Origin of the sequence: Azotosporobacter soli (assembly GCF_030542965.1) — a bacterium.
Taxonomy (GTDB): domain Bacteria; phylum Bacillota; class Negativicutes; order SG130; family SG130; genus Azotosporobacter; species Azotosporobacter soli.
In genome coordinates, this window is sequence record NZ_JAUAOA010000014.1 from 18,682 (window position 1) to 41,025 (window position 22,344).

At 47.5% G+C, this 22,344-nt stretch carries 24 protein-coding genes; 17 read left to right on the top strand and 7 right to left on the bottom strand.

The window, feature by feature from the left end; translation table 11 throughout:
- Positions 1-25 precede the first annotated feature (25 nt).
- Positions 26-1,303 (top strand): peptidase T, encoded by a 1,278-nt coding sequence (gene pepT / locus QTL79_RS12295; protein ID WP_346355263.1) that lies wholly within the window; start codon positions 26-28, stop codon positions 1,301-1,303.
- Positions 1,304-1,405: 102 nt separating this feature from the next.
- On the opposite strand, the gene QTL79_RS12300 is transcribed toward pepT, so the two are convergent.
- Both QTL79_RS12300 and QTL79_RS12305 read right to left on the bottom strand, forming a co-directional pair.
- Positions 1,406-2,071, bottom strand: coding sequence for a hypothetical protein (locus tag QTL79_RS12300; RefSeq protein ID WP_346355264.1), 666 nt, complete (start codon positions 2,069-2,071; stop codon positions 1,406-1,408).
- Positions 2,072-2,116: 45 nt separating this feature from the next.
- Positions 2,117-2,983 (bottom strand): AraC family transcriptional regulator, encoded by an 867-nt coding sequence (locus QTL79_RS12305; protein WP_346355265.1) that lies wholly within the window; start codon positions 2,981-2,983, stop codon positions 2,117-2,119.
- Between the two features lie 166 nt (positions 2,984-3,149).
- On the opposite strand from QTL79_RS12305, the gene QTL79_RS12310 reads away from it, so the two are divergent.
- The 5 genes from QTL79_RS12310 (at position 3,150) to QTL79_RS12330 (ending at position 6,028) form a co-directional block, all read left to right on the top strand.
- Positions 3,150-3,359, top strand: coding sequence for a TA system antitoxin ParD family protein (locus QTL79_RS12310; protein WP_346355266.1), 210 nt, complete (start codon positions 3,150-3,152; stop codon positions 3,357-3,359).
- Entirely contained in the window at positions 3,356-3,631 is a 276-nt protein-coding gene (locus QTL79_RS12315) for a type II toxin-antitoxin system RelE/ParE family toxin (protein ID WP_346355267.1), read from the top strand. The genes QTL79_RS12310 and QTL79_RS12315 overlap by 4 nt, the downstream gene beginning before the upstream one ends.
- 146 nt (positions 3,632-3,777) lie before the next feature.
- On the top strand, positions 3,778-4,389 hold the full coding sequence (locus QTL79_RS12320) for an urease accessory protein UreH domain-containing protein (protein ID WP_346355268.1): 612 nt from the start codon (positions 3,778-3,780) through the stop codon (positions 4,387-4,389).
- Complete coding sequence (locus tag QTL79_RS12325; RefSeq protein ID WP_346355269.1) at positions 4,386-5,561, top strand: 4Fe-4S binding protein; 1,176 nt, start codon at positions 4,386-4,388, stop codon at positions 5,559-5,561. Before QTL79_RS12320 ends, QTL79_RS12325 begins: the two co-directional genes overlap by 4 nt.
- A gap of 14 nt (positions 5,562-5,575) precedes the next feature.
- A complete protein-coding gene (locus QTL79_RS12330; RefSeq protein ID WP_346355270.1) occupies positions 5,576-6,028 on the top strand; it encodes a hypothetical protein in 453 nt (150 codons plus the stop codon).
- Between the two features lie 280 nt (positions 6,029-6,308).
- Here QTL79_RS12330 and QTL79_RS12335 read toward each other — a convergent pair whose 3' ends face one another.
- Together QTL79_RS12335 and QTL79_RS12340 are read right to left on the bottom strand one after the other, a co-directional pair.
- Positions 6,309-7,070, bottom strand: coding sequence for a TerC family protein (locus tag QTL79_RS12335; RefSeq protein ID WP_346355271.1), 762 nt, complete (start codon positions 7,068-7,070; stop codon positions 6,309-6,311).
- 690 nt (positions 7,071-7,760) lie between these two features.
- Positions 7,761-8,909 carry an endonuclease/exonuclease/phosphatase family protein gene (locus tag QTL79_RS12340; protein WP_346355272.1) on the bottom strand — a complete coding sequence of 383 codons (1,149 nt, stop codon included), beginning with the start codon at positions 8,907-8,909 and terminating at the stop codon, positions 7,761-7,763.
- A 749-nt stretch (positions 8,910-9,658) separates the two neighbouring features.
- Here QTL79_RS12340 and QTL79_RS12345 point away from each other — a divergent pair.
- The 4 genes from QTL79_RS12345 (at position 9,659) to QTL79_RS12360 (ending at position 11,508) form a co-directional block, all read left to right on the top strand.
- Positions 9,659-9,964 (top strand): hypothetical protein, encoded by a 306-nt coding sequence (locus QTL79_RS12345; RefSeq protein WP_346355273.1) that lies wholly within the window; start codon positions 9,659-9,661, stop codon positions 9,962-9,964.
- A gap of 561 nt (positions 9,965-10,525) precedes the next feature.
- Positions 10,526-10,789: a type II toxin-antitoxin system RelB/DinJ family antitoxin gene (locus QTL79_RS12350; protein WP_346355274.1), complete on the top strand. Its 264-nt coding sequence runs from the start codon at positions 10,526-10,528 to the stop codon at positions 10,787-10,789.
- Between the two features lie 155 nt (positions 10,790-10,944).
- A complete protein-coding gene (locus tag QTL79_RS12355; protein ID WP_346355275.1) occupies positions 10,945-11,259 on the top strand; it encodes a hypothetical protein in 315 nt (104 codons plus the stop codon).
- Positions 11,260-11,271: 12 nt separating this feature from the next.
- Positions 11,272-11,508, top strand: coding sequence for a hypothetical protein (locus tag QTL79_RS12360; RefSeq protein WP_346355276.1), 237 nt, complete (start codon positions 11,272-11,274; stop codon positions 11,506-11,508).
- A gap of 162 nt (positions 11,509-11,670) precedes the next feature.
- Here the strand turns inward: QTL79_RS12360 and QTL79_RS12365 are convergent, their stop codons facing one another.
- A complete protein-coding gene (locus tag QTL79_RS12365; protein ID WP_346355277.1) occupies positions 11,671-12,210 on the bottom strand; it encodes a DUF2628 domain-containing protein in 540 nt (179 codons plus the stop codon).
- Between the two features lie 756 nt (positions 12,211-12,966).
- Between QTL79_RS12365 and QTL79_RS12370 the strand changes: the two genes are divergently transcribed.
- Entirely contained in the window at positions 12,967-14,142 is a 1,176-nt protein-coding gene (locus tag QTL79_RS12370; protein WP_346355278.1) for a YIP1 family protein, read from the top strand.
- A 136-nt stretch (positions 14,143-14,278) separates the two neighbouring features.
- Here the strand turns inward: QTL79_RS12370 and QTL79_RS12375 are convergent, their stop codons facing one another.
- Both QTL79_RS12375 and QTL79_RS12380 read right to left on the bottom strand, forming a co-directional pair.
- A complete protein-coding gene (locus QTL79_RS12375; RefSeq protein ID WP_346355279.1) occupies positions 14,279-15,274 on the bottom strand; it encodes a WYL domain-containing protein in 996 nt (331 codons plus the stop codon).
- Between the two features lie 12 nt (positions 15,275-15,286).
- Positions 15,287-16,537, bottom strand: a complete 1,251-nt coding sequence (locus QTL79_RS12380; RefSeq protein ID WP_346355280.1) for a helix-turn-helix transcriptional regulator — start codon at positions 16,535-16,537, stop codon at positions 15,287-15,289.
- 278 nt (positions 16,538-16,815) lie between these two features.
- On the opposite strand from QTL79_RS12380, the gene QTL79_RS12385 reads away from it, so the two are divergent.
- The 6 genes from QTL79_RS12385 (at position 16,816) to QTL79_RS12410 (ending at position 22,338) form a co-directional block, all read left to right on the top strand.
- Positions 16,816-18,051, top strand: coding sequence for an RtcB family protein (locus QTL79_RS12385; protein ID WP_346355281.1), 1,236 nt, complete (start codon positions 16,816-16,818; stop codon positions 18,049-18,051).
- A gap of 471 nt (positions 18,052-18,522) precedes the next feature.
- A complete protein-coding gene (locus QTL79_RS12390) occupies positions 18,523-19,632 on the top strand; it encodes an SPFH domain-containing protein (protein WP_346355282.1) in 1,110 nt (369 codons plus the stop codon).
- A 165-nt stretch (positions 19,633-19,797) separates the two neighbouring features.
- A complete protein-coding gene (locus tag QTL79_RS12395; protein WP_346355283.1) occupies positions 19,798-20,577 on the top strand; it encodes a nucleotidyltransferase domain-containing protein in 780 nt (259 codons plus the stop codon).
- A 165-nt stretch (positions 20,578-20,742) separates the two neighbouring features.
- Positions 20,743-21,543 (top strand): hypothetical protein, encoded by an 801-nt coding sequence (locus QTL79_RS12400; RefSeq protein ID WP_346355284.1) that lies wholly within the window; start codon positions 20,743-20,745, stop codon positions 21,541-21,543.
- A gap of 92 nt (positions 21,544-21,635) precedes the next feature.
- Positions 21,636-22,022 (top strand): hypothetical protein, encoded by a 387-nt coding sequence (locus QTL79_RS12405; RefSeq protein ID WP_346355285.1) that lies wholly within the window; start codon positions 21,636-21,638, stop codon positions 22,020-22,022.
- Positions 22,023-22,095: 73 nt separating this feature from the next.
- On the top strand, positions 22,096-22,338 hold the full coding sequence (locus QTL79_RS12410; protein WP_346355286.1) for a hypothetical protein: 243 nt from the start codon (positions 22,096-22,098) through the stop codon (positions 22,336-22,338).
- Positions 22,339-22,344 lie beyond the last annotated feature (6 nt).

Here is a 22,344-nt window from a genome sequence, read left to right on the forward strand (position 1 = left end):
ACAGTAGGGGAAGAGGATGGTTGCAATGAAGAGTAAGACGAAACTCGTAGAGCGTTTTTTTCGCTATGCTGCAGTAGAAAGTCAGAGCAAGGCGGGCGTTAGCCAAATACCGAGCACGCCGGGCCAGATGGCGCTTGCAAAGCTTTTGCAACAGGAACTGAAGGAAATGGGAATCCGCGATACGAAACTGACGGAAGAGGCGATTCTTATCGCGAAAATTGAGGCGAACCTGCCGGATGGTTTTAGCGGGAGTGTCCCGGCGATCGGTTTTCTGGCGCATTTGGATACGGTCGATGTGCATATGAATCCGAACATCAAGCCGCAAATCGTGGAAAAATATGACGGTCAGGATATTCTACTCAATAAAGGGCAGGATATCTGGATAAGAAGAGCGGAACATCCGGAACTTCTTTCCTATATCGGTCAGGACATCATCGTGTCGGACGGAACCAGCGTACTCGGCGCGGATGACAAGGCGGCCATAGCCTCGATCATGACTGCTGTGGAAAGAATGAAAGACGATCCGTCGCTCTACCATGGCGACATCTTCATCGCGTTTGTGCCGGATGAGGAAATCGGCTTGCTGGGCGCTAAGGCGATGGATCTCAAGGATTTCCCGGTCGAATTCGCGTATACGTTGGACTGCTGCGAAATAGGCGAGGTCGTCTATGAGACGTTTAACGCCGGAAGTGCCGTGATAAAGATAAAAGGCGTAACGGCGCATCCGATGTCCGCCAAAGGCGTGCTGGTCAATCCGAGCTTGGTGGCGAATGATATCATCAACCATTTCGACAAAAAAGACACGCCGGAACACACGGACGGCAAGATGGGATACTTTTTGATCAGCGGCATTACGGCGAATCCGAATACGGCGGTCGTGAACATCAACATCAGAGATCATGATAAAAATCTCTATGAAGCAAGAAAAACCTACATCGCCGATTTAATGAAACTGATTGCGGCGCGCCATCCGAAAGCGGAAATTTCTTTTGAAATCAAAGACCGATACAGCAACATTGCAGACTCGCTGACCGAAGAGAACAAACAATGCATCGACTACATCTATCAAGCGATGGAGCGGCTCGGCATCCCGCCCAAAACGCTGGCGATGCGCGGCGGAACGGACGGCTCCGCGCTCTCGGCGCGCGGCATCCCGACGCCGAATTTTTTCACAGGCGCGCACAATTTTCATTCCAACTGTGAGTTCTTGCCGGTCGACTCTTTTGAACAATCATGCCGGATGATTCTTACAATCGCACAATTGGTCAGCGGCATCGACAAACAGGCTACGAACCAGCGTTAGCCTTTGCGCAAGAAAGTCGATAAATAAAAAAGTGCCGGATTGCGACAGGGTTTTGCAATCCGGCACTTTTTCTTTGCAGCGTGAAACGAGCAGAGAAACGTTTTAACCGACAACGCCTTGGCTTTCGATGGCGGTATCCGGCGCGCATTGTTTTACAAAGGCGTAAATGTCCGTCAGATGATTGGCGACGGCTTGCTGCGAAATACCGGATGGTGCATACACGGTAAAGACGACTTTTTTTGTTTCCGGCACGATGCGGGTGCGAAAATCCGGCCCGTGGATGACGCTTGAAATCATGCCTCGGCTGTCGGACATTTTCATGTCGCCTGCTTTGGCCAGTTGCTCGCGTTTATTAATCAAAACATAGCTTTCGTCGCCCGCAGCCACGTCCAGCAGCAACGACCCCTGGAGCGCCGCATAATCGTGTCCTGCCGTCAGCAAGCCGTTTTTCAATTCGGCCATGAACATCGCTTCCACCAATCCCGCGACGCGGGGAATGCTCTTGCCTTTGAAAATAATCGACTCCAATTGTTGCAGCACATGATAGGTTTTTTTATGCCGCTTGTAGTAGTTGCTGTAAGCGGCCATCGCCGGATCAAGCGACAAATCATCTTTGCGCAAAAAGCGCGTCCGCAGCTTGGCCTCTAACTTTCGTTTGCTTTCCTCCAAGCTTTCACAACAATCAGGATTGCTCACATTGCCGAGCACCAGATAACCGGCGCTTGCTCCGGGATACGTTTCTTTCCACAAATCCGTAGCGCATAACATAGCAGCCATCTCCCATTCCATACAGTTTAAAAACCCGTAACGGTTTTATTCCATTCTATCGTTTCTCGGCAAAAGCGCTTGTACGATATTGCTGTATTTACCGGGAGAAATTCCGGTGATCTGCTTAAACTGTTTGGAAAAATGACTTTGGTCGACAAAGCCGACTTCCTGTGCGACAAATGTCGCTGGCAGGCCTTGCGCCAAGAGCTCTTTTGCCCGTCTGATCCGAACCTGCTTCAGATACACATGGGGCGGGACGCCGACGCAATCCTTAAAGACGCGTATCAAATGAAATGCACTGAGGTTGCAGAGCGCAGACAGTTCCTTGATTGAAATATTGCGGGCATACATATCTTCGAGATAGTGTCGCGCCCGGCTGACGAGCAAATTTTCCCTGCTGACGCGTTCTAGCGGAAGACGTTCTTTGGCATGACGCAAAATAAAACGACTTAACAGCGCCAAGAGGAGCGATTCCTGTTCCAACAGGGGAACCGCCGGATTTTCCAATAAGAGATGCAGGTTTCGGATCGCGGCGGCCAACGCATCATCGCGCAGTGCTCCGGCGCTAAAAAAGGGCGGCGCTTTTAGTTGCCCGGAAACCTCATAAGCTGCTTGCGCCATGAGCGACGGCGTAAGATAAAACATCCGGTACGTCCAGCCGCTGCTTGACGCGGCGCTTCCGTCATGCGCCTCACCGGGGATGACCAAATTGATGTGTCCTGCAGGGGCAATCACCTTTTCCCCCCGGTATGAAAAAGCCAGTGCGCCGCGTTCAATCACGCCAAGGGCAAAACCCTCATGCATGTGCTTGGCAAAAGAATGCTTGGTATAGCTTGCATGCAATAACTCCAAATTATTCAATTGCGGCAATACCCAGAACTTCACCTGCTCCTGTTGCGTGCTGGAGTGCATCCGATCATCCCCAATACCAAGCGTTTTGAAAAATAAGTTGTCTTTGCGCGAACGATTATATCTTTCAGTCTACCCGATATGATCGAACAATTAAAGCGCTTTTATGAGCAGGAGGACTTCATTTCATTGTCGCGACATGCTACAATAGTTACAGGGAGGTGTTTTTATGAGTATCCCAATCAGAGTCGACAACGCACTGTACGAAGAAGCAAAAGAATGTGCGGCAGCCGAGTTTAGAACCGTTCCTCTTCAAATTGCATATTGGGCTAAAATAGGAAAGGCAGCGCTGGATAATCCAGATCTCCCTATCGAATTTATTAGAGATGTTCTGATTGGCAAAACACAAAAGTCGGAACCATTTGAGTTCGTCGAATGAACCTATTTCAGAAACCCAGTTTTAAAAGAACTTACAAAAAGTTGCATGCCAATCAGCGCAAAGAAGTAAATGATGCTATTCGCGCTATTACCTCCAATTTAATCCTCGGAGAAGAGAAGAAAGGTGATCTTGTTGGCATTAGAGTTCACAAGTTTCAGGTGCAAAACCAGCTTTTTCTTCTTGCGTATTCTTTTGATCCAGATACATTGACGCTAATTCTTCTCGGAGTACATGAGAACTTTTACAAAGACTTGAAAATTTCCATTACGTGATGTTGTTCAGAATTAGGCACTTTTCTATGGCGATGTTTATGTATTTAACTGTTAATGGGAGAGGCGAAGCCGCCTCTCTTTTTATGCCGTTTGGGGAGTAGGATTAGAACGGCAAGCGCTTTATGCACGGGGAGGAAAAACGTAGGATGTGGGAAGGATTTTTACTGGGCTTGGCGACCGGCGTGACCTGTTTGGCGTATTGTTCGCCGGTGCTGCTGCCCTTTTTGCTTGGCGAAGCGCAGGACGTCAGGCGCAGCGCTGGTTTGACGCTGCAGTTTCTTGGCGGGCGGCTGCTGGGCTATCTTTTGTTTGCCGTGGCCGCCTGGTGGGCGGGGCAGCTCTGGCGACAAAGCGGCCTGATGCGCGAAGCGGCGATGGGCGGCATCTATGTGCTGCTTGCGCTGCTTTTGCTTGCATACGGACGCGGTTTTAAAAGCGAAGCCTGTGCGGGGCAAATGGTGAAAAAAAAGACGGCTGCCTGGCCGGCGACGTTAGGGCTACTCACGGGGCTCAATCTTTGTCCGCCGTTTCTCCTGGCCTTTGCGGCGGCGGCTCAGACGCAAACCTTGCGTGATAGTCTGCTGTACTTTTTCAGTTTCTTTATCGGCACGTCACTTTATTTTTTGCCGCTGCCGTTGCTCGGCTTTTGCCGCAGGCGCGCGGAGCTTAAGACCATCGGGCGCTTGGCGGCCCTGGTTGCAGCGGTTTTTTATCTGTACCGGGGCATCTTGATGATGGCAGGAGGATTAATACCATGACAGGGATTGCAAGCGAAACAAAGCAAAACGAAATGGGCTTAAGTTGGGGAAAGGCGGCGCTACTCAGCCTGCCGATGCTTCTTTTAACGGCGCTGCTTTTGCTGCACGGGCATAACCTCAAAGATCCGCTGCAGGCGATCGCCGCCGGGATCACATATCTGTTTGCAAACTATATCTTTTTTAAAATGCTGCGCAGCGGGCGAACGCATCGCTACCGCTCAATCTTTTTTGTCGCAGCGTCGGTGCTGTTCGTCGTCTCGTTTCTGGCGAACATGTTTGAGATGCGAGGCACGATGGAACTGTCGACGGCCAATATCTTGGACGGCGAAGCGCCGCTTTGTCCGCTGGTGATTCCGGCTTTGCTCATTCCGGCTGCTTTGACGCAGACGATCATCTTCCCCGGCTCAATGTTTGCCGGGTACGCAGGCGTTGCGACGATGATCGTGCTTTGGATCGGCTTTTCGCTGGCCGTCGGGCGCGGCTGGTGCAGTTGGATCTGCTTTTTCGGCGGCATGGACGAAGGCATGGCTTCGCTTTGCAAGAAGCCTTCGATCCGCTCTTTCGACCAACGCTGGACGTATTTGCCGTGGGCGGTGCTGCTGGCGGTCGTGTTGCTTTCCGCGGCAACGCTGTCGCCCGCGTATTGCGAGTGGCTCTGCCCGTTCAAGACCGTGACCGAATATCCGGCGGTCAATTCGCTCGAAACCGGTTTGCAGGCCGTCATTTTCGTTTCGCTCTTTCTGGGCCTGGTCATATACCTGCCTCTCAAAAGCGGCAAACGGACGCAGTGCGGTCTCTTTTGTCCCTTTGGCGCGTTTCAGTCGTTGTTCAACCGTTGCAACAGCTTTGCCGTACGCATTGACCGGGCGCGTTGCGTGGACTGCAAGATCTGCCTTAAAGAGTGTCCGACCTTTTCATTAAATGAAGCGAGCCTGGCAGCCGGAGAGACGCGAAGCAGCTGCACCAAGTGCGGCCGTTGCATCGATCGCTGCCCGCGCGGCGCCATTTCCTATCATATAAAAGGAACGGAGTTTTTGCGTCATCCGAAGACCGCGCGCCTGCTCTTTTTATATCCAGCCTTCATTTTTATGGCCGTTATCGGCGGCGGATGCATTTTCGGCGGATTACTGCGTTTGTTGAAGCTGCTGACGACCGGCAGTATGATCGGATGAGAGGGGGAAGCAAAGTGAGCGGAATGAAAAGTGTATTGGGTTATCTGGCGGCGGTCGCATCGCTCGTGGTGGCGCTGGCAACCTTTTTTGGCATGAATCTGTTTTCGCATCGTCTAGTCGATGCGACCGGACTGACCATTGCACCCGGTTACAGCGGCGGCGAGATCGTTCGGACGATAGCTCGCGACGGCTATGAAATCCGGCAGCATCGCATGGTCTTTGACGGCTTGCTTACCGAGCGAAGCGAGGGCTTTGTGCAGATCGACTTTGCGCCGCCCGGCGCTTTGCCGCCGCTGATCGAGATTCCGATCGAACTTGACCTCGATGGCAAGACCTCGTTCGAACTGCGCTACGATGTACAGAAAAACCAGGCGCAGCTGACCTCCGATGACAAGCGGGTCGTAGGGGTAAAAGACTGTTACATTTTAAAAGAACGGCGAGCGGTACGGATCGAACTGAAAAAATGAAAAAAAGCAAGTGCGCTGGTCATGAGCGCACTTGCTTCAGAGTGTAGACAATTTTAAAAATAGAATGGATACGAAAGAAGAGAAGGATGAAAAGAAACAATAACACGAAGAAGCGAAGCGGGCCGATTCGATCGGCCCGGTAGGAAGAAAGGAAGAATAATAATAAAATCTTCCCACCTTCCCCTCTTCGTGTAAAAAACGTCCCGCGGGATTTCGTTTTGTCGATAGTCTCAAGCAAGTGCGCTGTTTCTAAGCGCACTTGTTTTTTCTTGTGCTGCGGTCAGAAAGGCGCGCGTTTGTCAGCCGGTTTCCAACGATAGCCCCAGAAAAACAAGAGTAAGAAGACGGCCCAAAAGACGGCCTTCCATAAAGGATGAGATGGAAATGTCTCCGGCAGCAGCGCGATCTGCGGATGGGATAACGTGAACACCGTCAGTTTGACGCCGACCCAGCCGACAATGGCAAAAGCCGCCAACTCAAGGCCAGGGTGGGAAAGCAGCAGCTTGACGAAAAATTCCGCAGCGAGGCGCATGATGACGATGCCGATCAGGCCGCCGAGCAAGATCAGGGCGAATTTTCCGCCATCCATGCCGCCGAAAACCGGCAAGCCGCTGTCCGGCAGAGTGACAGCTAAGGCCATGGCGGCGAAGATTGCATCTACGGCGAAGGCCGCGTCGGCAATCTCCACCTTGACCACGGTCAGCCAAAGACTCGATGCAGCGTCGGAGGATTCCTCCGTCTGCGACGACTGGTGAAGGACAAGGCGACGGATGATGTGACTCAGGCCAAGGTAGAGAAGATAAGCCGCGCCCAGCGCCTGGAACTGCCAGTAATTCGCCAGGACTGAAACGAGAAAGAGAGAAAGAAAACGAAAGAAGAAAGCGCCGACCAAGCCGTAAAACAGGGCCTTGCGTCGTGTATCGGGCGGCAGGGGCTTTACCAGAGCGGCGAGGACAAGTGCGTTGTCAGCCGCCAGGATGCCTTCCAGGAGAATCAGGATGAGTAAGACCCAAAGATACTCTAAGAGCATGGGCGTGTCCACCGGCTATCTCCTCCTTAAGTAGCATTGCGAAACGTCGGGAAGAATAATTATCTATAGTGTAGCCTGTAAGGGAAAAAATGCCAAGAAAAATGGCCGAAAAAAATTTCTATGAATAGTTATCACCAAATTTGTAAAATTTCCTTATTTTACAAAAAAATAGGAGGAAAAATCAGTGCGTATCGAGAAACAAATTTATAGTCGTTTTTCCGATAGTTTTATTAAATTGGAAAAATAAAAACAAAGGAGTGATTGAGATGGAACAAATGGCAGTTGCTATCATGTTTGGATTTGTGGGTCTTTGCTTAGCTGCGCTGGTTTATGAACTGGTAAATGGTTATCGGTTAGGAGAAAAAGAGAAGTGATAACGCCTGTTCGAATTGCGAGAGTCTTGTGAGACGTATTGGGAAAACGATGATTGAAGGGAAGAAACGGAAAATAACCGTGACTGAGGCGAGTGCGCTGGTCACGGTTATTTTATTTAGAGACGAAGAAAATTATTTTGAAGCACAGGCAGAGCTGCGATTGCCGCCTGTGCTTCACGATAGGGTGAATTGCTTTGGCAAATTTAATTTGGTAGTGGTGCACTTTCTTTAGCTCTTTCCGCGGTGGTGGTTTTACCTGAACACGGACTCGTCGGACTCGTCGGCCAGGCATGGTCGATTGCTAGAGCCATCCATGGAGCAATCGACATTATAGATTGAATTCAACCCAAAAAGCAGCATGGTCAGATGCGGAAGTGTCTTCACTAGTGACGGTAGAATATAAATTGATTGCTGGAGCGCCAAGTTCAGATGTTGCGGTGTTAATGCCGAATATTCCTTCACGAACAAAGCCGTAGCGATTTTTAGCAGCAAATAAAGGTTTTGAAATGAAAATGTAGTCAAGTTGTGAAAGCTTGTTGCCGTGAGTTCCACCAGCATAATAATGTGAGTAGCGTTGATCGATTGATAATGAGGGGTCAACAACGGGATATAGATTGTCGCAATCAAATAAAGGTTTTAATGAGTTATAAGGATTTGAAGAGTCTTCATTTAAGTCGCCCATAACAGCGATCATTTCAGTTTCTAAATCATAATTATTAATGATCTCCACAACACGTTGCGCTTGTGCCTTTCGTTTAGCGGCAGAGGCATCGGCATCTGCTGCTGAGAAAGCACGTTGGCTTTTAAAATGATTGCAAAGGACTGTAAGGTGTCCATAAGTTCCTAAGTCCAATTTAACTTCTAGGCAGTCACGGCTAAATATAGGATGATAGGTAGAGAAATCATCGAAAACATGAGTTTTAATTTGAAGAATAGGAAATTTACTTAGACACGCAACGTCAATGCCGCGTGGATCATTTGGACTATCAATGGAGATATATTGGGAATACTTATGCTGTAATGCTTGAGAGTTAAAGGCATTGATAGTCGTCATATTCTCAATTTCTACTAGGCATAGTACGTCGACATTTGCATCCAGAATTACTTGAGCAGTATTTTTTCGTTGCGTGTCGGTAAAAAAATCGGGACGGAATAGCATTTGGCCAGACCAAGAATCACGTCCAAGGCAATTCTTAAAAATACTGTAGCCGGTAATGCCATCTTCTTTGCGCTTTTTCCACGCGCCTAAACTTCCAAAGTCAATGCGAAAGTCGATAAATTTGACTAGCTGGCTAGAAATTTCGAAAACCTGTTGCCGAACGGAGTCGTCATATAACTTGGCGTCTAACAACGTTTGTAACTCTGCTGTTTTTCCTAAATAAATACGGGATAACTCTTCATCTTTTAGATTTAATAGTTTAGAACGTTGGAAGAGATTCTCACAGTTGAACGTACCAATTCTCAAAGGGAGAGACATGAATAAGCGCCTCCTTAAAAAAATAATTGTAAATATATGGTTCTTGATTAATGAGGGATTTCCTTTTAAAAGATAGTAGTTTTACTTGAACACGGACTCGTCCGCTGGACTTTGTCGCCGTAGGTTAAAACCCCGCGTAGGGTTCTCTTCTTCCGAAAAAACCTCTGACGCGGGGACGGGAGGACGTGAGGTGTAGGAAAATGAAATAAGTCATATTTTTGCCTGACCCCGAAAATTCCGGTTTTTTTAGGGGACGATGCGAGAGCGACATGGTTTTGCCGAGAAAAGAAGGACAACCTGCAGCAGGGATGCCGCAGGCCGACGGTGCGATAAGGATGTCGCGTCCGTAGGGGATTGGTATTCTTGCCGGCGGCAAGGTTTTGTTGATCCAGACGCTGAAAAAATTGCGTCGACGAAAGGGGCTTAGGTGAGAACACGGAGAAATTGGAGACGGAGAACCGGGAAGTATACGATGTGAGGGGCGCAAATAAGTTGATGATTTTGTAGCGTCAAGTCTGCCCCCGAGTGTTCGCAGCAAAATCCTTTCTTTTTATCCAACCCACTTATTCCTTATTTTTCCAATTTGTGATATAATCAACTAGTGCCTAACCCATGTTTTAGTCACACGAAGCCCGTATATTCCAATATGTAAAAAGGAGGTCGTGAGCATCTGAATTGGGGAGGAAATGCGGACATACTCTTTTATCATCCGCCAATAGGCATATTATAAATAGTAGGGAGGCCTATACATGGCATCGATTATTTGGGGAAGCATCAATCTAAACGGTACGATTTATTCTGGTGCAAATTTTACTTCAACTCACCTGGAACGCGGATTATACCTGATTAATTTCTCACAGGCTTTTAAAACCATTCCAGCTGTCACCGTAACGCAAAATTATCCCGGTTGGGATAAATTTGACGACCATGGCGGCAACACACGCGATAATGCTGTAGTTGTTGCCTTGAATCAAAATGAAGTGAAGATAAAAACAGGTGACGGAAACGGAGATGCAGACGATCGCAATTTCTGCTTTGTTGCAATAGGCGACTGACGTTTGCTAAGGAATCACTGATTGCAATATCGCAAACAACAAACGAGGGAACGGTTTCCATTTAATAACGGAACCGTTCCCTCGTTTATGCTTAGCACAATAGGGGCGGAAAAGAACAAGCAGAAAATAGCGGTACGTCTGAGCCCGCGTGCCAGCAAGAACAAAGGGACGCGTACCTTGTTTTTCAGATGATTATAGTATCTGCGCGAAGCGTCTTGCTTCGCGTTTCTGAGGTTTTGTCTGTGACTCCTTGCCTGGCTCTCCTCGTCTTTAACGTTCTGGAAAAACCTCAGACGCGGGGCTTTGGGGGACGGGAGGACGTAGACGAAGAAAGGCGGAGCAAGTTTTAACGTGAGGGGGAGGTACGAAGAAAAAATGAACCACAAGTGCTTTAGCACCACAGAAGCCGCGCTGCGGCTTGCACGGCAAAACCGTTGAAGCGCGAAGCGATTCCTGTGGCGGCTTGCCGCCTGTGGTTCAAACGTGGAGTGTGAAAAAAAGAGAGTGCATGGATGATTTGTCGCAAATGTGGTACAATAAGACAAAAGGAAGGTGATTGCAATGAAGACAGCGTATGTTCGTGCGCGGATTGAGCCGAAGTTAAAAGAATCCGTTGAAAGTTTATTTGCTCAACTGGGTATGTCCAGCAGTGAAGCAATCAGCCTGTTCTATCGACAGTGTGAGCTAAACCGGGGCTTGCCTTTTCCTGTACGATTGCCGGAACCGAACAAGGAAACCATTGCTGCTATGGAGGCCACTGACAAGGGAGAAGGATTGACTCGCGCTAAAGATGCTGAGGATATGTTTGGAAGGTTGGGCATATAGATGCTAAAGCCGGTCTATGGAAACCAATTTGAAAAAGACGTAAAGCTTGTTCAAAAACGTGGTTTTAAGATGGATCAGCTTAAAGACGTGATTCGAAAGTTAATCACACAAGAGCCAAACATATATCGAGAATAAATTTTATGTGGAGTTTATATATGATCGTTGCGACTGTAGGAGTATTACGCGGACAGATTTCAAAATTAATTCCATTGATAGAACAGCAGAACCAAAATACTCCCTCAAAAATGCTTGAATTAATATTACGACGTTACAAGAAAGCTGATGAAATATTAGCAACAGAAGAAATAGCAATAGATGACCTTAAGAAAATCTGTATTGCAGGAAGCGCTAGGGCATATCTGGATAGTGCTAGCGATTATATGAATCCTATTCTTGAAGAAATGGGAATTGCAGAAAAAATGCTTAAGGAAACAATTGATGAAATGAAAAATGGTCTCGTGGTAAGGTAGGTGTATCTTTGTATGAGTTGGAAAGATTATAAGGCACTTAAGCAAGGCAATTTTGATAGCGTAGGATTTCATGGTGGACAGTATTGTTTTGAAATACTTACAGGCATTTTTGATCTTCCCGAATACTATCCGATAACCAAAGAAGAGTTTGAGACGTTTGATGAATGGAAAGATGATGTCGATAAAATCGTTAAGGATATCAAAAACAGAACGCTGTTATACAGTGCGTATAGCCCAAGAAATAAGTAAATACAAAGAAGATGTGGAAAAAATGAAACAGCCAAGGCGATCCTGAAATAGGACGCCTTGGCTGCTTTGGTGTATACGAAGAAGTTTATTTTAGGAGACATTGCTTTCAGCAGAACAGAAGCCGCTTTGCGGTTCAGAACTTCATTGGTTGCTTTTGCGAATTTAACTGGCGGCTTGTGTGATTCGAGCTGCTTTTACGATAACTTCGATCACAAAACTGAGAGCGATGTAAAGCGCGAAGATTAAAGAGGCTATGCCCACTCCGCGCCAACTGGCTCCGCCTGTTTCGGCCAAGGCGGCGTCCGTCTCCTGTGCGGTAAGATTTTGCGCAGTGAGAAGTGCGATCTTCTTCTGCATGTGTTTCAAGTAAAGCGTATTGCCGCCCATGCCAAGCACGGCACTCACTATTATTCCGAGACTCTTGCTGAACGGAATTTGCAGCAGAAACTCGGCGATATCGAACGCCAAGAACAAAGCGGCGAACATCCAGACTTCTAGATACATCTTTCGATAACCAAGCCAGAAAAAACCTGCCAGAAACGCGGACCAGTTCCATCCCGCCCGCTTAAGGGGATTTTGGGCCGCACTCCATTTGCTCCAATAATAATCGGCATTTTCTCCGACAAACGTCCTCGCCTGCGCTGCTTCGATGCCGCAAATTTCATTAGTCGCTTCCGATGCTTCGCTGTTCATTGTCATCATTCGGTTCCCTGCTTTCTATGTAGTTATTATGCCGCTCGTACTCCTTGCAAAGTGCAATGAGCTAAAAGCCCTTTTAATCCTATGACAGCATTTCGCATTCGGCAATTATCTTTAAGTTTTATAAATTAAAAAACCACATATGGGGGCAGATTTAATACGAAGGGCGGAAGAAGGGAAGACAGGAAGCGTTTTTGGAACTACACTTACCGCCTGTGGTTCGGGATGTCATTTATGGCTTTGGCAAATTTAACTTGATCATGGTGTGATAGGTCGCTTTCTTTAGCTCTTTCCGCGTCAAAGGTTTTGCCAGAAAGATCGGACTGTGGGCCAGTCATGGTTGAAATAGTCTGCGTCCGACTGCATACCAGACGCAATGCGCCATCCGCGCGCAGCGTCTGTCAGCGGCGTCCATGCCGCTGCTGCTGTCGTACTTGTCTAATTTCGCCCTGCCTGGAAGTCCTCGTCCTTAAACATTCTGGAAAAACCTCTGACGCGGGGCTTTGGGGGACGGGAGGACGTGAGGTGTGGGGACAGTCGTATTTTTGAATAATACATGCCTGACCTCGAGTGTTCCTTAGTATAGAAATAAAGAACGATGATCACGTTTGGCGGCGTGGTCATCGTTCTTTGGCATTTGGGTGAAAATGGGGGATGTTGATGCTGTTATTACGGCAAACCAAGAATTGCCATTACGTTATCTGGTGGAAAAGGAAAAAAAAGGACGGCAAAGAATGATAAATAAATGGAGGTGTTGATATGAAAATTGAGGACGTACAGGTAGAAAGTTTTGTTTTAAAGCAAATGAAATTTATGGCATGTTCGTTAGCGGAGTATTGGTATATTACCAAACTTGTTGTTTTTTCACCGCGACAAGTCTGGACTAGGTTGAAAAAAGAAAAACTGACAATATCACCATTTGTTTATTACATGTACAGTGTGATTATGGTAAATATATTAGCTGCATTTACGGATAAAGAATACTACAGAGTTTTTGCGACTATTGTTAAGTCGATTGATGGCCTATCGATAAAACCTACAATTGACGAATCACTTTGGGCAATGGGCTCCTATATAATAGGAGCAATAATATTTACTGGATTAGTACAGGTGTTTTTTAAAAGGCATACAGGTCAGCAATGTGATCAAGACGTTTTATATTACGCATTTTTTTATTCAAGTGCATTATTAATTCCTGCAATGGTTATAAAAGGGGTATATCTGTGCTTCATAGAGACGCAAATGATTTATTTAAGTCAAAAGCTTATTGTAGCTGTGGATAAGATTAATTTGTGTTATTTCATAAATGTAATAAGAGCAAATTTGATTGATAGCCAGGGTGGCTATTATCTATGCCTCATTTGGTGGGGGTGCTTATTTTACAATGGTGTAGCTTCAGAGGTGGAAATTGATAGAATCAAATTAAAGAAAATTATTATCAGCGCATTAACCGTTTTTGTTTTTTTTCAAATAGCAATTTCAGTGGTGATAGACTTACCTGAAAATCTGGCAAAAGCAAAATATATTATGTTGAATAAATCAGGAAAAATTATCCAGGAACAAGCAGAGGTGAGCAATTTTGAAAAATACAGCCTGTTCAAACAATATATGTTGTTAAGCGATAATGAAAACCTTCCATTAGATGCGCGATATGGGGCACTATTAAGATCGGCGCTTTGGTTCATATGGCAAAGCAAGAATGAGATAACAACTGGATTTATTGCTGAAAACAATGAATTATTACAGGGTAAAAAACTTGATAAAGTAGAAAAGAACATTAGGGAAACAGCTGCAGAAAAGAGAATAGAAATAGATTCTTTATTGGAGAAAATTGACGGAATTAAAAAAAGTGAAGAGTTTTACTCAAAAAGGGGTGGCGTTGGAATATGGTATAATCTATATCCCAATAGTAAATACGTAAAAATAATTCCGTAAGAGTTGTCTTTAGAAGTGAGGAGGAGCTCTAAAATGAAACAGCCAATGTATAAGTACGCATTGGTTGTTTTGTATGTTGTGAAAAACTGACAAAAATGGTGCGTCCCAGTGGCACGTTTTCGCGACCGTAGGGGAGTCATGACCCGCCCGCATTCGTTTGGCAGAGAAGTTGGCGCTGTTTGGCGATCCGCTCGACGAACGGCGTTTTGAAGCGCTCCGGTCCAAGGACGCGGATCACCGGGCCGAAGGAGAGAAGTGTGATTAATAACTCCATTTCGTCGACTTCATAGTAGTAGATCTTCATCCGGCAAGTTTGCGTTTCTTCGTCGAACTCGGAGGTTCTTTCAAAACTGGACAGCTGGGTGAAAATCCGCTCGAAACCGTTACGCTCGTTAGAAATTTCGATTTCGACCGGCTCCGGCAGGCGCAAGGCTTGGACGGCGCTAGCAAGGCCGGGAGGTGCGCTCCAATCGGTTTCCGTTACCGATGTGATGCGCGACAGATTCAATTTATAAAGGCTACGTGCTTTTTGTTGGCGCATGCGCAGTGCGATCAAGCGAAACTTATCGTCGCGCTGCGAATACTCCAGCTTGTACGGCGCGAAATAAGCGGACAGGCGATTGCCTTTGCCGCTTTCGTAGGTGATTAATACCACCCGCTTTGCTTGGATTGCTTGCAGCAGTACGGCGAAGCGGCTGCGATAGTCGGGGGAGGCGTAATCGTCGCCGTCACTGGCCCTATCGAGCGCCAAGACTTGCTCTTCGTCATACAGTGGGGCGACCTCAGACAGAGAGTCGTGCAACTGTTGTTGAAGCGGGGCGGGTAGAAAGAGCGCACAGCGCGGATCGGCGAGAATGGTCTTGAGCCACCGTTGCTGCAGCGTCGTCAAAGGCTGCGACGGCAGGTTGAGCGATACAGGCGAATAAAGACCGTCAGCTTCTTTCAGCAGGCAGTAACCGGATGCATCGCTGCCCAAGAGAGGAAGCGTAAGACTAAGCGGAGTTTCGGCAAAACCAAGCTGTGCGACGAGCGCAGCTATATCGTCGGCGCTGAGCGGAGCTAAAGCGGCACGCTTAAGAACTTCGCTGATAATAAAAAAGTAGCGGCTGTGAATTTCACTAAACAGTTCCATACAAGACCTCCGTTATTCATCGTACATCGCAGCCATCTGCGCCATATCTGCAATAAACTGGTCGATGACCCGGCGGTTTGAGCCGCGAATCGAGCGAATGCGACCGATGAACGTTCGTAACCACGGCACCATTTCCTGCGTGTCGCTGACTTCAATGCGATAAGCGAAGATGTTGTCGCCCAACCGTTCCACCGTGCCGTGCTTGCCTTCGCGTTCCAGGCGATGCAGCACGTAGGCTTCGCTTACTTCGTCAATCTGCAAGACCATTTCCACCTGTTCACGCCGCGAGCCGTGTCCGACAAATACGCCCCAAGACGTAGCCAAACGTTTATTCAGCGCGTCCAACCTTTCGTCGAAGAAGGGGGCGTCGCCGAGCAGTTCCACGTTTTTGATGTAATCGAGCCGGAAGGAAAAGAAGTCGCGGCGGCGCAGGTTGTATGCCAATAAATAGCGGCGACCGTGGCGCACGTTACTTGCGATGCGTAGCGGCAAGATCGTCTCACGCAGCGGATTATGCGAACGGTTGCTGCAGTTTTCAAAACGGACCAAGCGTCGTGCTTGGATCGCCGCGAGCAAATCCAGCAGTACCGCGTCGTCAAGCGTGTGGAACGTGAAGAGATGGCGAAACGAAAACACATCCTCCGGCTGCCCTGCGTCGCGCCGGGCAAAATACCCAAGTACGCCAGCCGGCGTTATGGCTTCAAAAAAATGCAGCGGCGTCGCAAGCTTTTCAAGTATTGCAGGCAACTCTTCCTCGAAAGGGTTATCAGCGAGCGAGTAGAGCAGGGCTTTGCCCTGCTTTTCTTTTTTAAACAAACCCAGTGCGGCATATTCATTCAGTTTATTGCGAACCGTCATCGCATCGGGGGCGGCAGTTTCGGAAAAACAGGCCAGGTATTCGTCGCACAGGAACGAAGTTGCTTCTGCTGCCGTAACGCCGGGGTGTTCACGCAGAATATCGAAGAGGCAAAAATGCAGCAGACAGTCGTTGTTCGTAAAGGATTTCGCTTCCCAAACAGAAAACAACGGATTTGTCGATACGTCCGCGCCGTTGGTGCGGATAAACAAATTTTTGCCGCGCGCCGTATTTTCCCATTCAATATGACCAGATAAATAGCTTTCGATCCGACGACGCTCATTATCATAACTGCGATTGCTTTTATTCGTATAATCATTGCGGCACTTATAGCCATAAACGAGAAAATCCCGCGTATAATCACGAATTTTATCGATATTTTTAACCAATTCACTAAACCCGGCCATTGGATCGCCGCCTTTCGGTACCAGTTTTCAATAGGGAACGGTAATACGAAGAAGGGAAGAATGGGAAGGGAGGGATATGTTATTTATAATAAAAATCTTCCCATCTTTGCGCTTCTTCAAAACTTTGTGTTGAAACCGTTCCTGCGTTTTGTTTTTAAAATCTCACAGAAAACAATGATTTCATCATATCAAAATAAAGCGCGTGCGGAAAGGTCGCAAACTTTTTTTAATGATGCGCTTTGTGCAAAATAGTAAAGTATAGCCAAGGAGTTGATCACATGTATGTAATGTATAACAAACAAAAAAACAAATATCCGATTAAAGTATGGCTGAGCGACAACGACGTGCTCGAAGAAGAATGCATCGAGCAGGCGACCAACCTGTCCAACCTGCCGTTTTTGCATAAATGGGTGGCCTTGATGCCCGATACGCATACAGGCAAAGGAATGCCGATCGGCGGCATCATCGCGGCGAACGACGTCATCATCCCCAATGCGGTCGGCGTCGATATCGGTTGCGGTATGGCTTACCTGCAAACCAATCTGAACGCGGACAGCCTGAAACATACGATGACCGGCAGCGGTTCGTTGCTGCAATGCATCATCGGCGACATCCTGCGCAACGTGCCGGTTGGTTTTAAGCATCATAAAGCAAAACAAGCCTCAACTGCGATTGATGTCGCTATCGCCGACCAAGAACGTTATGCATTTGCCAAGACGCTGTTGCCGGAACTCGATGCCGGTTATTATCAGATCGGGACGCTGGGCGGCGGCAACCATTTTATCGAACTGCAAGAAGACGACGAAGGCAAGGTTGGCATTATGCTGCATTCGGGCAGCCGTCATTTGGGCCATCAGATTTGCAAACATTTTCATGCGATTGCGCGCAAGCACAATCAAGAATGGTTCGCGGCGGTGCCGGACGAATACCAACTGGCTTTCCTGCCAGTCGGCAGCGAAGAAGGGCAATCGTACATCGCCTGGATGAACCTGGCGCTCGACTTCGCCCACGAAAACCGCAAACATATGCTGCAAGCGGTGGCGGACGTCGTCGAAAAATCCGTCAAACGCCATTTGGGAATACAGCCGCAGTACAGCGACGAAATCAACTGCCATCATAACTATGCAGCGCTCGAAAACCATTACGACAAGAACGTTTGGGTGCATCGCAAAGGCGCGATTCGGGCGCGACTGGGCGAACGCGGCATTATTCCCGGCGCTATGGGGTCTTATAGCTACCTCGTTGAAGGCAAAGGCAATGTCGAAAGCTTCCAGTCCTGTTCGCACGGTGCGGGGCGATTGATGTCGCGTACCAAAGCCAAAGCCTCCTTCTCGGTGGAAGCGGTGATGAACGATCTGAAAGGCAGCGGCGTCGTCCTCGGCAAAGCCAAGAAAAGCGACGTGGCCGAAGAATCCCGCTATGCCTACAAGAACATCGACGACGTCATCGCCAACGAACTCGACCTGATCACGCCGGTTAAGCGGCTGAAGACGATTGGCGTCGTCAAAGGCTAATCTTTTATAAAATACGGCTGCCATCCTCTCCTTGGGCCAAGGCGTCATCCGCCTTGCGGTGCCGGGGCATCACCCGCGGGCATACCGGGACGATCGGCGGCTCCATATTGAAATACGGAGGTTCGACTCCTCCACCGTAACAACCTTACGGTTAGCTAAGTGGTTAAAGCATTCAAACACAGAAATCCTTTTGGGATGGGGTGCGAATCCCCAAGACGAACCTGGAACGGGGAATCTTCTTGTTGGCGACGCTGCGGCACGTCAATGCCGGAACGATGCCTCGTGCAAGTGGGGATACCGTTTTGCTTTACTGGCTCCCAAGGCGAAGCCCAGACGCGCAGCGGCGTGACTGTACTTTGCCCCCGGAACCGGCAAAGCGAGACTCAACCGTTTGCCCGGCTATGCGATCCGTGGAAGATTCCCACGAGACAGGTTGCTATGAAAAGAAAGAATGAGACGGAGGAATACGTCATGAAAATAATTATCAAAGAGCAAGAACGGGGTATCTGGTTCAGAGACGGAAACTACAAGGGCGTGTTGAAACCGGGCCGTCACTTCCTGCTGCCGTTCTTCGACAATAAAGTGGAAATCCTCGACGTTACTCAAGTTTTTTACCTGCAAAATTACGATCTGGAACTGTTTCTCTCCGATGAAGAACTGTGCCGTGAACTGAGCGTCGTCGATGTAGCGGATCGCCAAATTGCCATTCATTTTATCGACGGCAAGTTCAGAGGCGTACTGGGGACAGGAAAATATGCGTTCTGGAATGTGCTGAAACAACACCGCTTTGAAATGATCGATACCAGCCAACCGAAAATTGATGCATCAATCGACCGAAGCCTGCTCGCGCGGCCACAGTTTCGCGGCTATTCGGTTCTGCATGACGTTGAACCTCATATGAAGGGGGTTCTGTTTTTCGACAACCAGCTGCAGCGCATCCTCGAACCGGGACGTCACTACTTCTGGACCGGAGCTGCCAAAGTTGAAGTGGTCAAAGTCGACATGCGGGCGCGGGAAATCGAAATTAACGGACAAGAAATCATGACCGAAGACAAAGTGCCGCTACGCTTCAACTTCGTCTGCCAATACCGGATCGCCGATGCGGAAAAAAGCGTGTTGGAAGTTAAGGATTATGAACAGCAAATTTATCTGCAACTGCAAATGGTGTTGCGCGAATATGTCGGCACGCTAAAACTCGATGAACTGTTGAAGTTAAAACAAGAAATTGCAGATTACGTCCTGCATAAAATGAAAGGCAAAGAAGACGACTATGGTGCGAAGTTCCTTTTCGCAGGCGTGAAAGACATCATTTTGCCGGGGGAAATCAAGGCCATCCTTAATACCGTGCTGGTCGCGGAAAAGAAAGCGTTGGCTAACGTCATCACCCGTCGCGAAGAAACCGCATCCACACGCAGCCTGCTGAATACGGCCAAACTGATGGATGAAAACCAAACGCTGTATCGGCTGAAAGAACTGGAGTTTCTGGAAAAGATCTGCGACAAGGTCGGCAACATCTCGCTCCAGGGCGGCGGGTTGTTGGAGCAGCTGAATGCTCTCGTTGCTGCAAAGCAATGCGGGTAAGCGACTGATGAAACAGCGAAAGGCTTCGACACGAAGAAGGGAAGGTCGGAAGAATGGAAGAGAAAATAGTGATTTATAAAAACAGAATCCTTCCGATCTTCTGCATTTCTTCAATTCTTCGTGTTAAATCGTTCTCCATCAAAAATTTGAAAGGCGGGATTTTGAATGCAACAAATGATACAACAGAAACTGGATGAAATCGAACAAACGCATCGCGTCAAAATCCTGTTCGCGATCGAATCCGGCAGCCGGGCCTGGGGATTTCCCTCCAAGGACAGCGACTATGACGTGCGCTTTGTTTACCTGCAACGCCCCCAGGACTATCTGTCGATCGAAAAGAAGCGCGACGTCATCGAATACCCGGTAACCGACCTGCTCGACGTCAACGGCTGGGACTTACGCAAAGCGCTCGGCTTGCTGCGCAAATACAATCCGTCGCTGATGGAATGGCTCGACTCGCCCATCGTCTATCGCGAACAGCCAACGATCCGTCAGGAACTGCGCGAAATCCGCAGCGCCTTCTTCGGGCGGCGAACCGCGCTGCACCATTACCTGAGCATGGCGGCAAGCAACTATCGCGACTACCTCAAGGGCGAAACCGTGAAGGCGAAAAAATACTTCTACGTATTGCGCCCGATTCTCGCCTGTCTCTGGCTGCAACGCGAAACCAGCCAGCCGCCGCTGGAGTTCCAAACGCTGTTGGCAACGCAGCTTGCCGATCGTCCGGATCTGACTGCGCAGATCGAAGCACTGCTGGAGCGCAAAATCGCTGGTGGGGAACTAGACCTCGAAGCGCGGCTCGACGACTTGAATCAATTCATCGAAACGTCGCTGCGCGAACTGACGGATTACGCACGCCAAATGCCGTCGGACCCGGTATGCGAGCTGGAGAGGTTGAATGAGCTTTTTCGCGCGCAACTTAAAACGATTTGGGGATTTCGTTGAGCAACTCTTGGAAGAATATCAGCTTTCTCGAATTTGATGTTTTTTCCGTTGAGCGCCAATCTTACTTATGGCGTAGATCAAAAGAAGCGATATGGAGCAGACTGCGATGTTTACGGAAAGTCTTGAGATGTGGCACTCAAGTACAATGCAAAAAAAGGAGGACGTATGGGAGAATATCAAGGAAGCATATTGGCAACATTGGAATTGCTAGGCCTTTTTATAATTTTGTGGGGGATATCAGTCTATTTATGGGAGAAAATTATTTCGCCGCGCGTGTGCAAAATTCGAGACGCGATGATTATGAAGTTTGTGCAAATAATGAGAAAAAATAGATGGGGACGCTGGAGTGTTGTTGCAACAGAAGGAATATTTTTTGCATTGTTAATAGCAATAATTTGTAAGCGAAATAGCTGGGATTGGTTATTTGTTCTATTAATAATCATATTATCGATTGTGACTCCATTGAGTTATAAATTGAGGATGGAAATAGAACGAGGATTTTCCTTGATCAAACAACTTCAAAAAACATTTAATCGTCATGAGTATATAGGAACGCGAGTGACTTTGCTTTTTGAAGCAATGATGAGCGGCATTGCATGTGTAGGGATTCCGCAGTATCTTACTCTTGTAATATTAAAGTTGGATTGGCCGGACTTTATGCAAATGACATTGCTAGTATCATATGCGGTTTATTCGAATCTATGGATCTATATGAAAATGCCGTTAGTCTTTCAAGATAAAAAAAACGTGGAGAATGCGCGCAAATTTTTGACGTATATAATTGTACTGCTGTTTGTGCTTCAACAATTTGAAAATAAGTTTTATGCGTTGAAAGAGGGGGGGCCACCGGATGTTCAAGGGGTTGTATATGTTATTGTAGGCGTGGTGTTTTTCGCCTTTGAGCGTGTCATTAAAACGATGGCAGATGATTATGCGGAATATCAAAAACACTGCCAAAAAGCCTAGACTGAAGAGTGTAAAAAAACAGCATAGCACTATTTTTAGTGGATTTTAAAAATCATAATGAAAATCGTGCGAAAAATAAGGAGGAAATGAATATGGACAATGAAATAGCAGTAGGAATGAAATTTGTAATGCAAATTATCGGTGTTGTGGGGAGTTGGATGCTTTTGCCGAAAGCAGCATTTCGTAAAACGGATGATATCGTTTTGCAGCACTATAAAATATATGGTTCGCGAACTGAATGGAAATCGATTATAGAAGTACATCAGCAAAAAGTGTTGGCTGCCGCGTTGATGATTATATATTTTGTAATGTCGAGTGGTTTTGCGTTAATGGAAATACCGGATCAGGCTGCTAGGGCTTGTTGGAGTGGCAATGCTATATTGGTAATAGGAATTATGTTTGTATTTAAGCATTTTGTGATAAAGCGTCGATTAAAAAACGTGAATAAGGTGTTGGAAAAGACAAAACAAAGCGTGTGAAAATGATCAAGGTGGAAATCTTGCTGCTCAAAAACCGGGCAGTTAGAAAATATAAAAATGAGGAGGTGAAAGCATGAATTCAAAAAAGACAAGCAATCGTGTCGGGAGCCTTGCTGGACAAGTGTTGCAAAATCAACATTCCAGCGCAATTCAACGACAACTTGCTGGAAGCGCGTTGGCGCAGCGGCAAGGAAGCAAACAGACTGGCGGGGGCATGGAAGATGTTGCGTCAAAGGTGTTGAACAGTCCGAAATACAATGACACCACAAAAGAATTAGCGGGTAGCGTTCTTGCGCAATCAAATCGGAAGCGGTAAATAAAA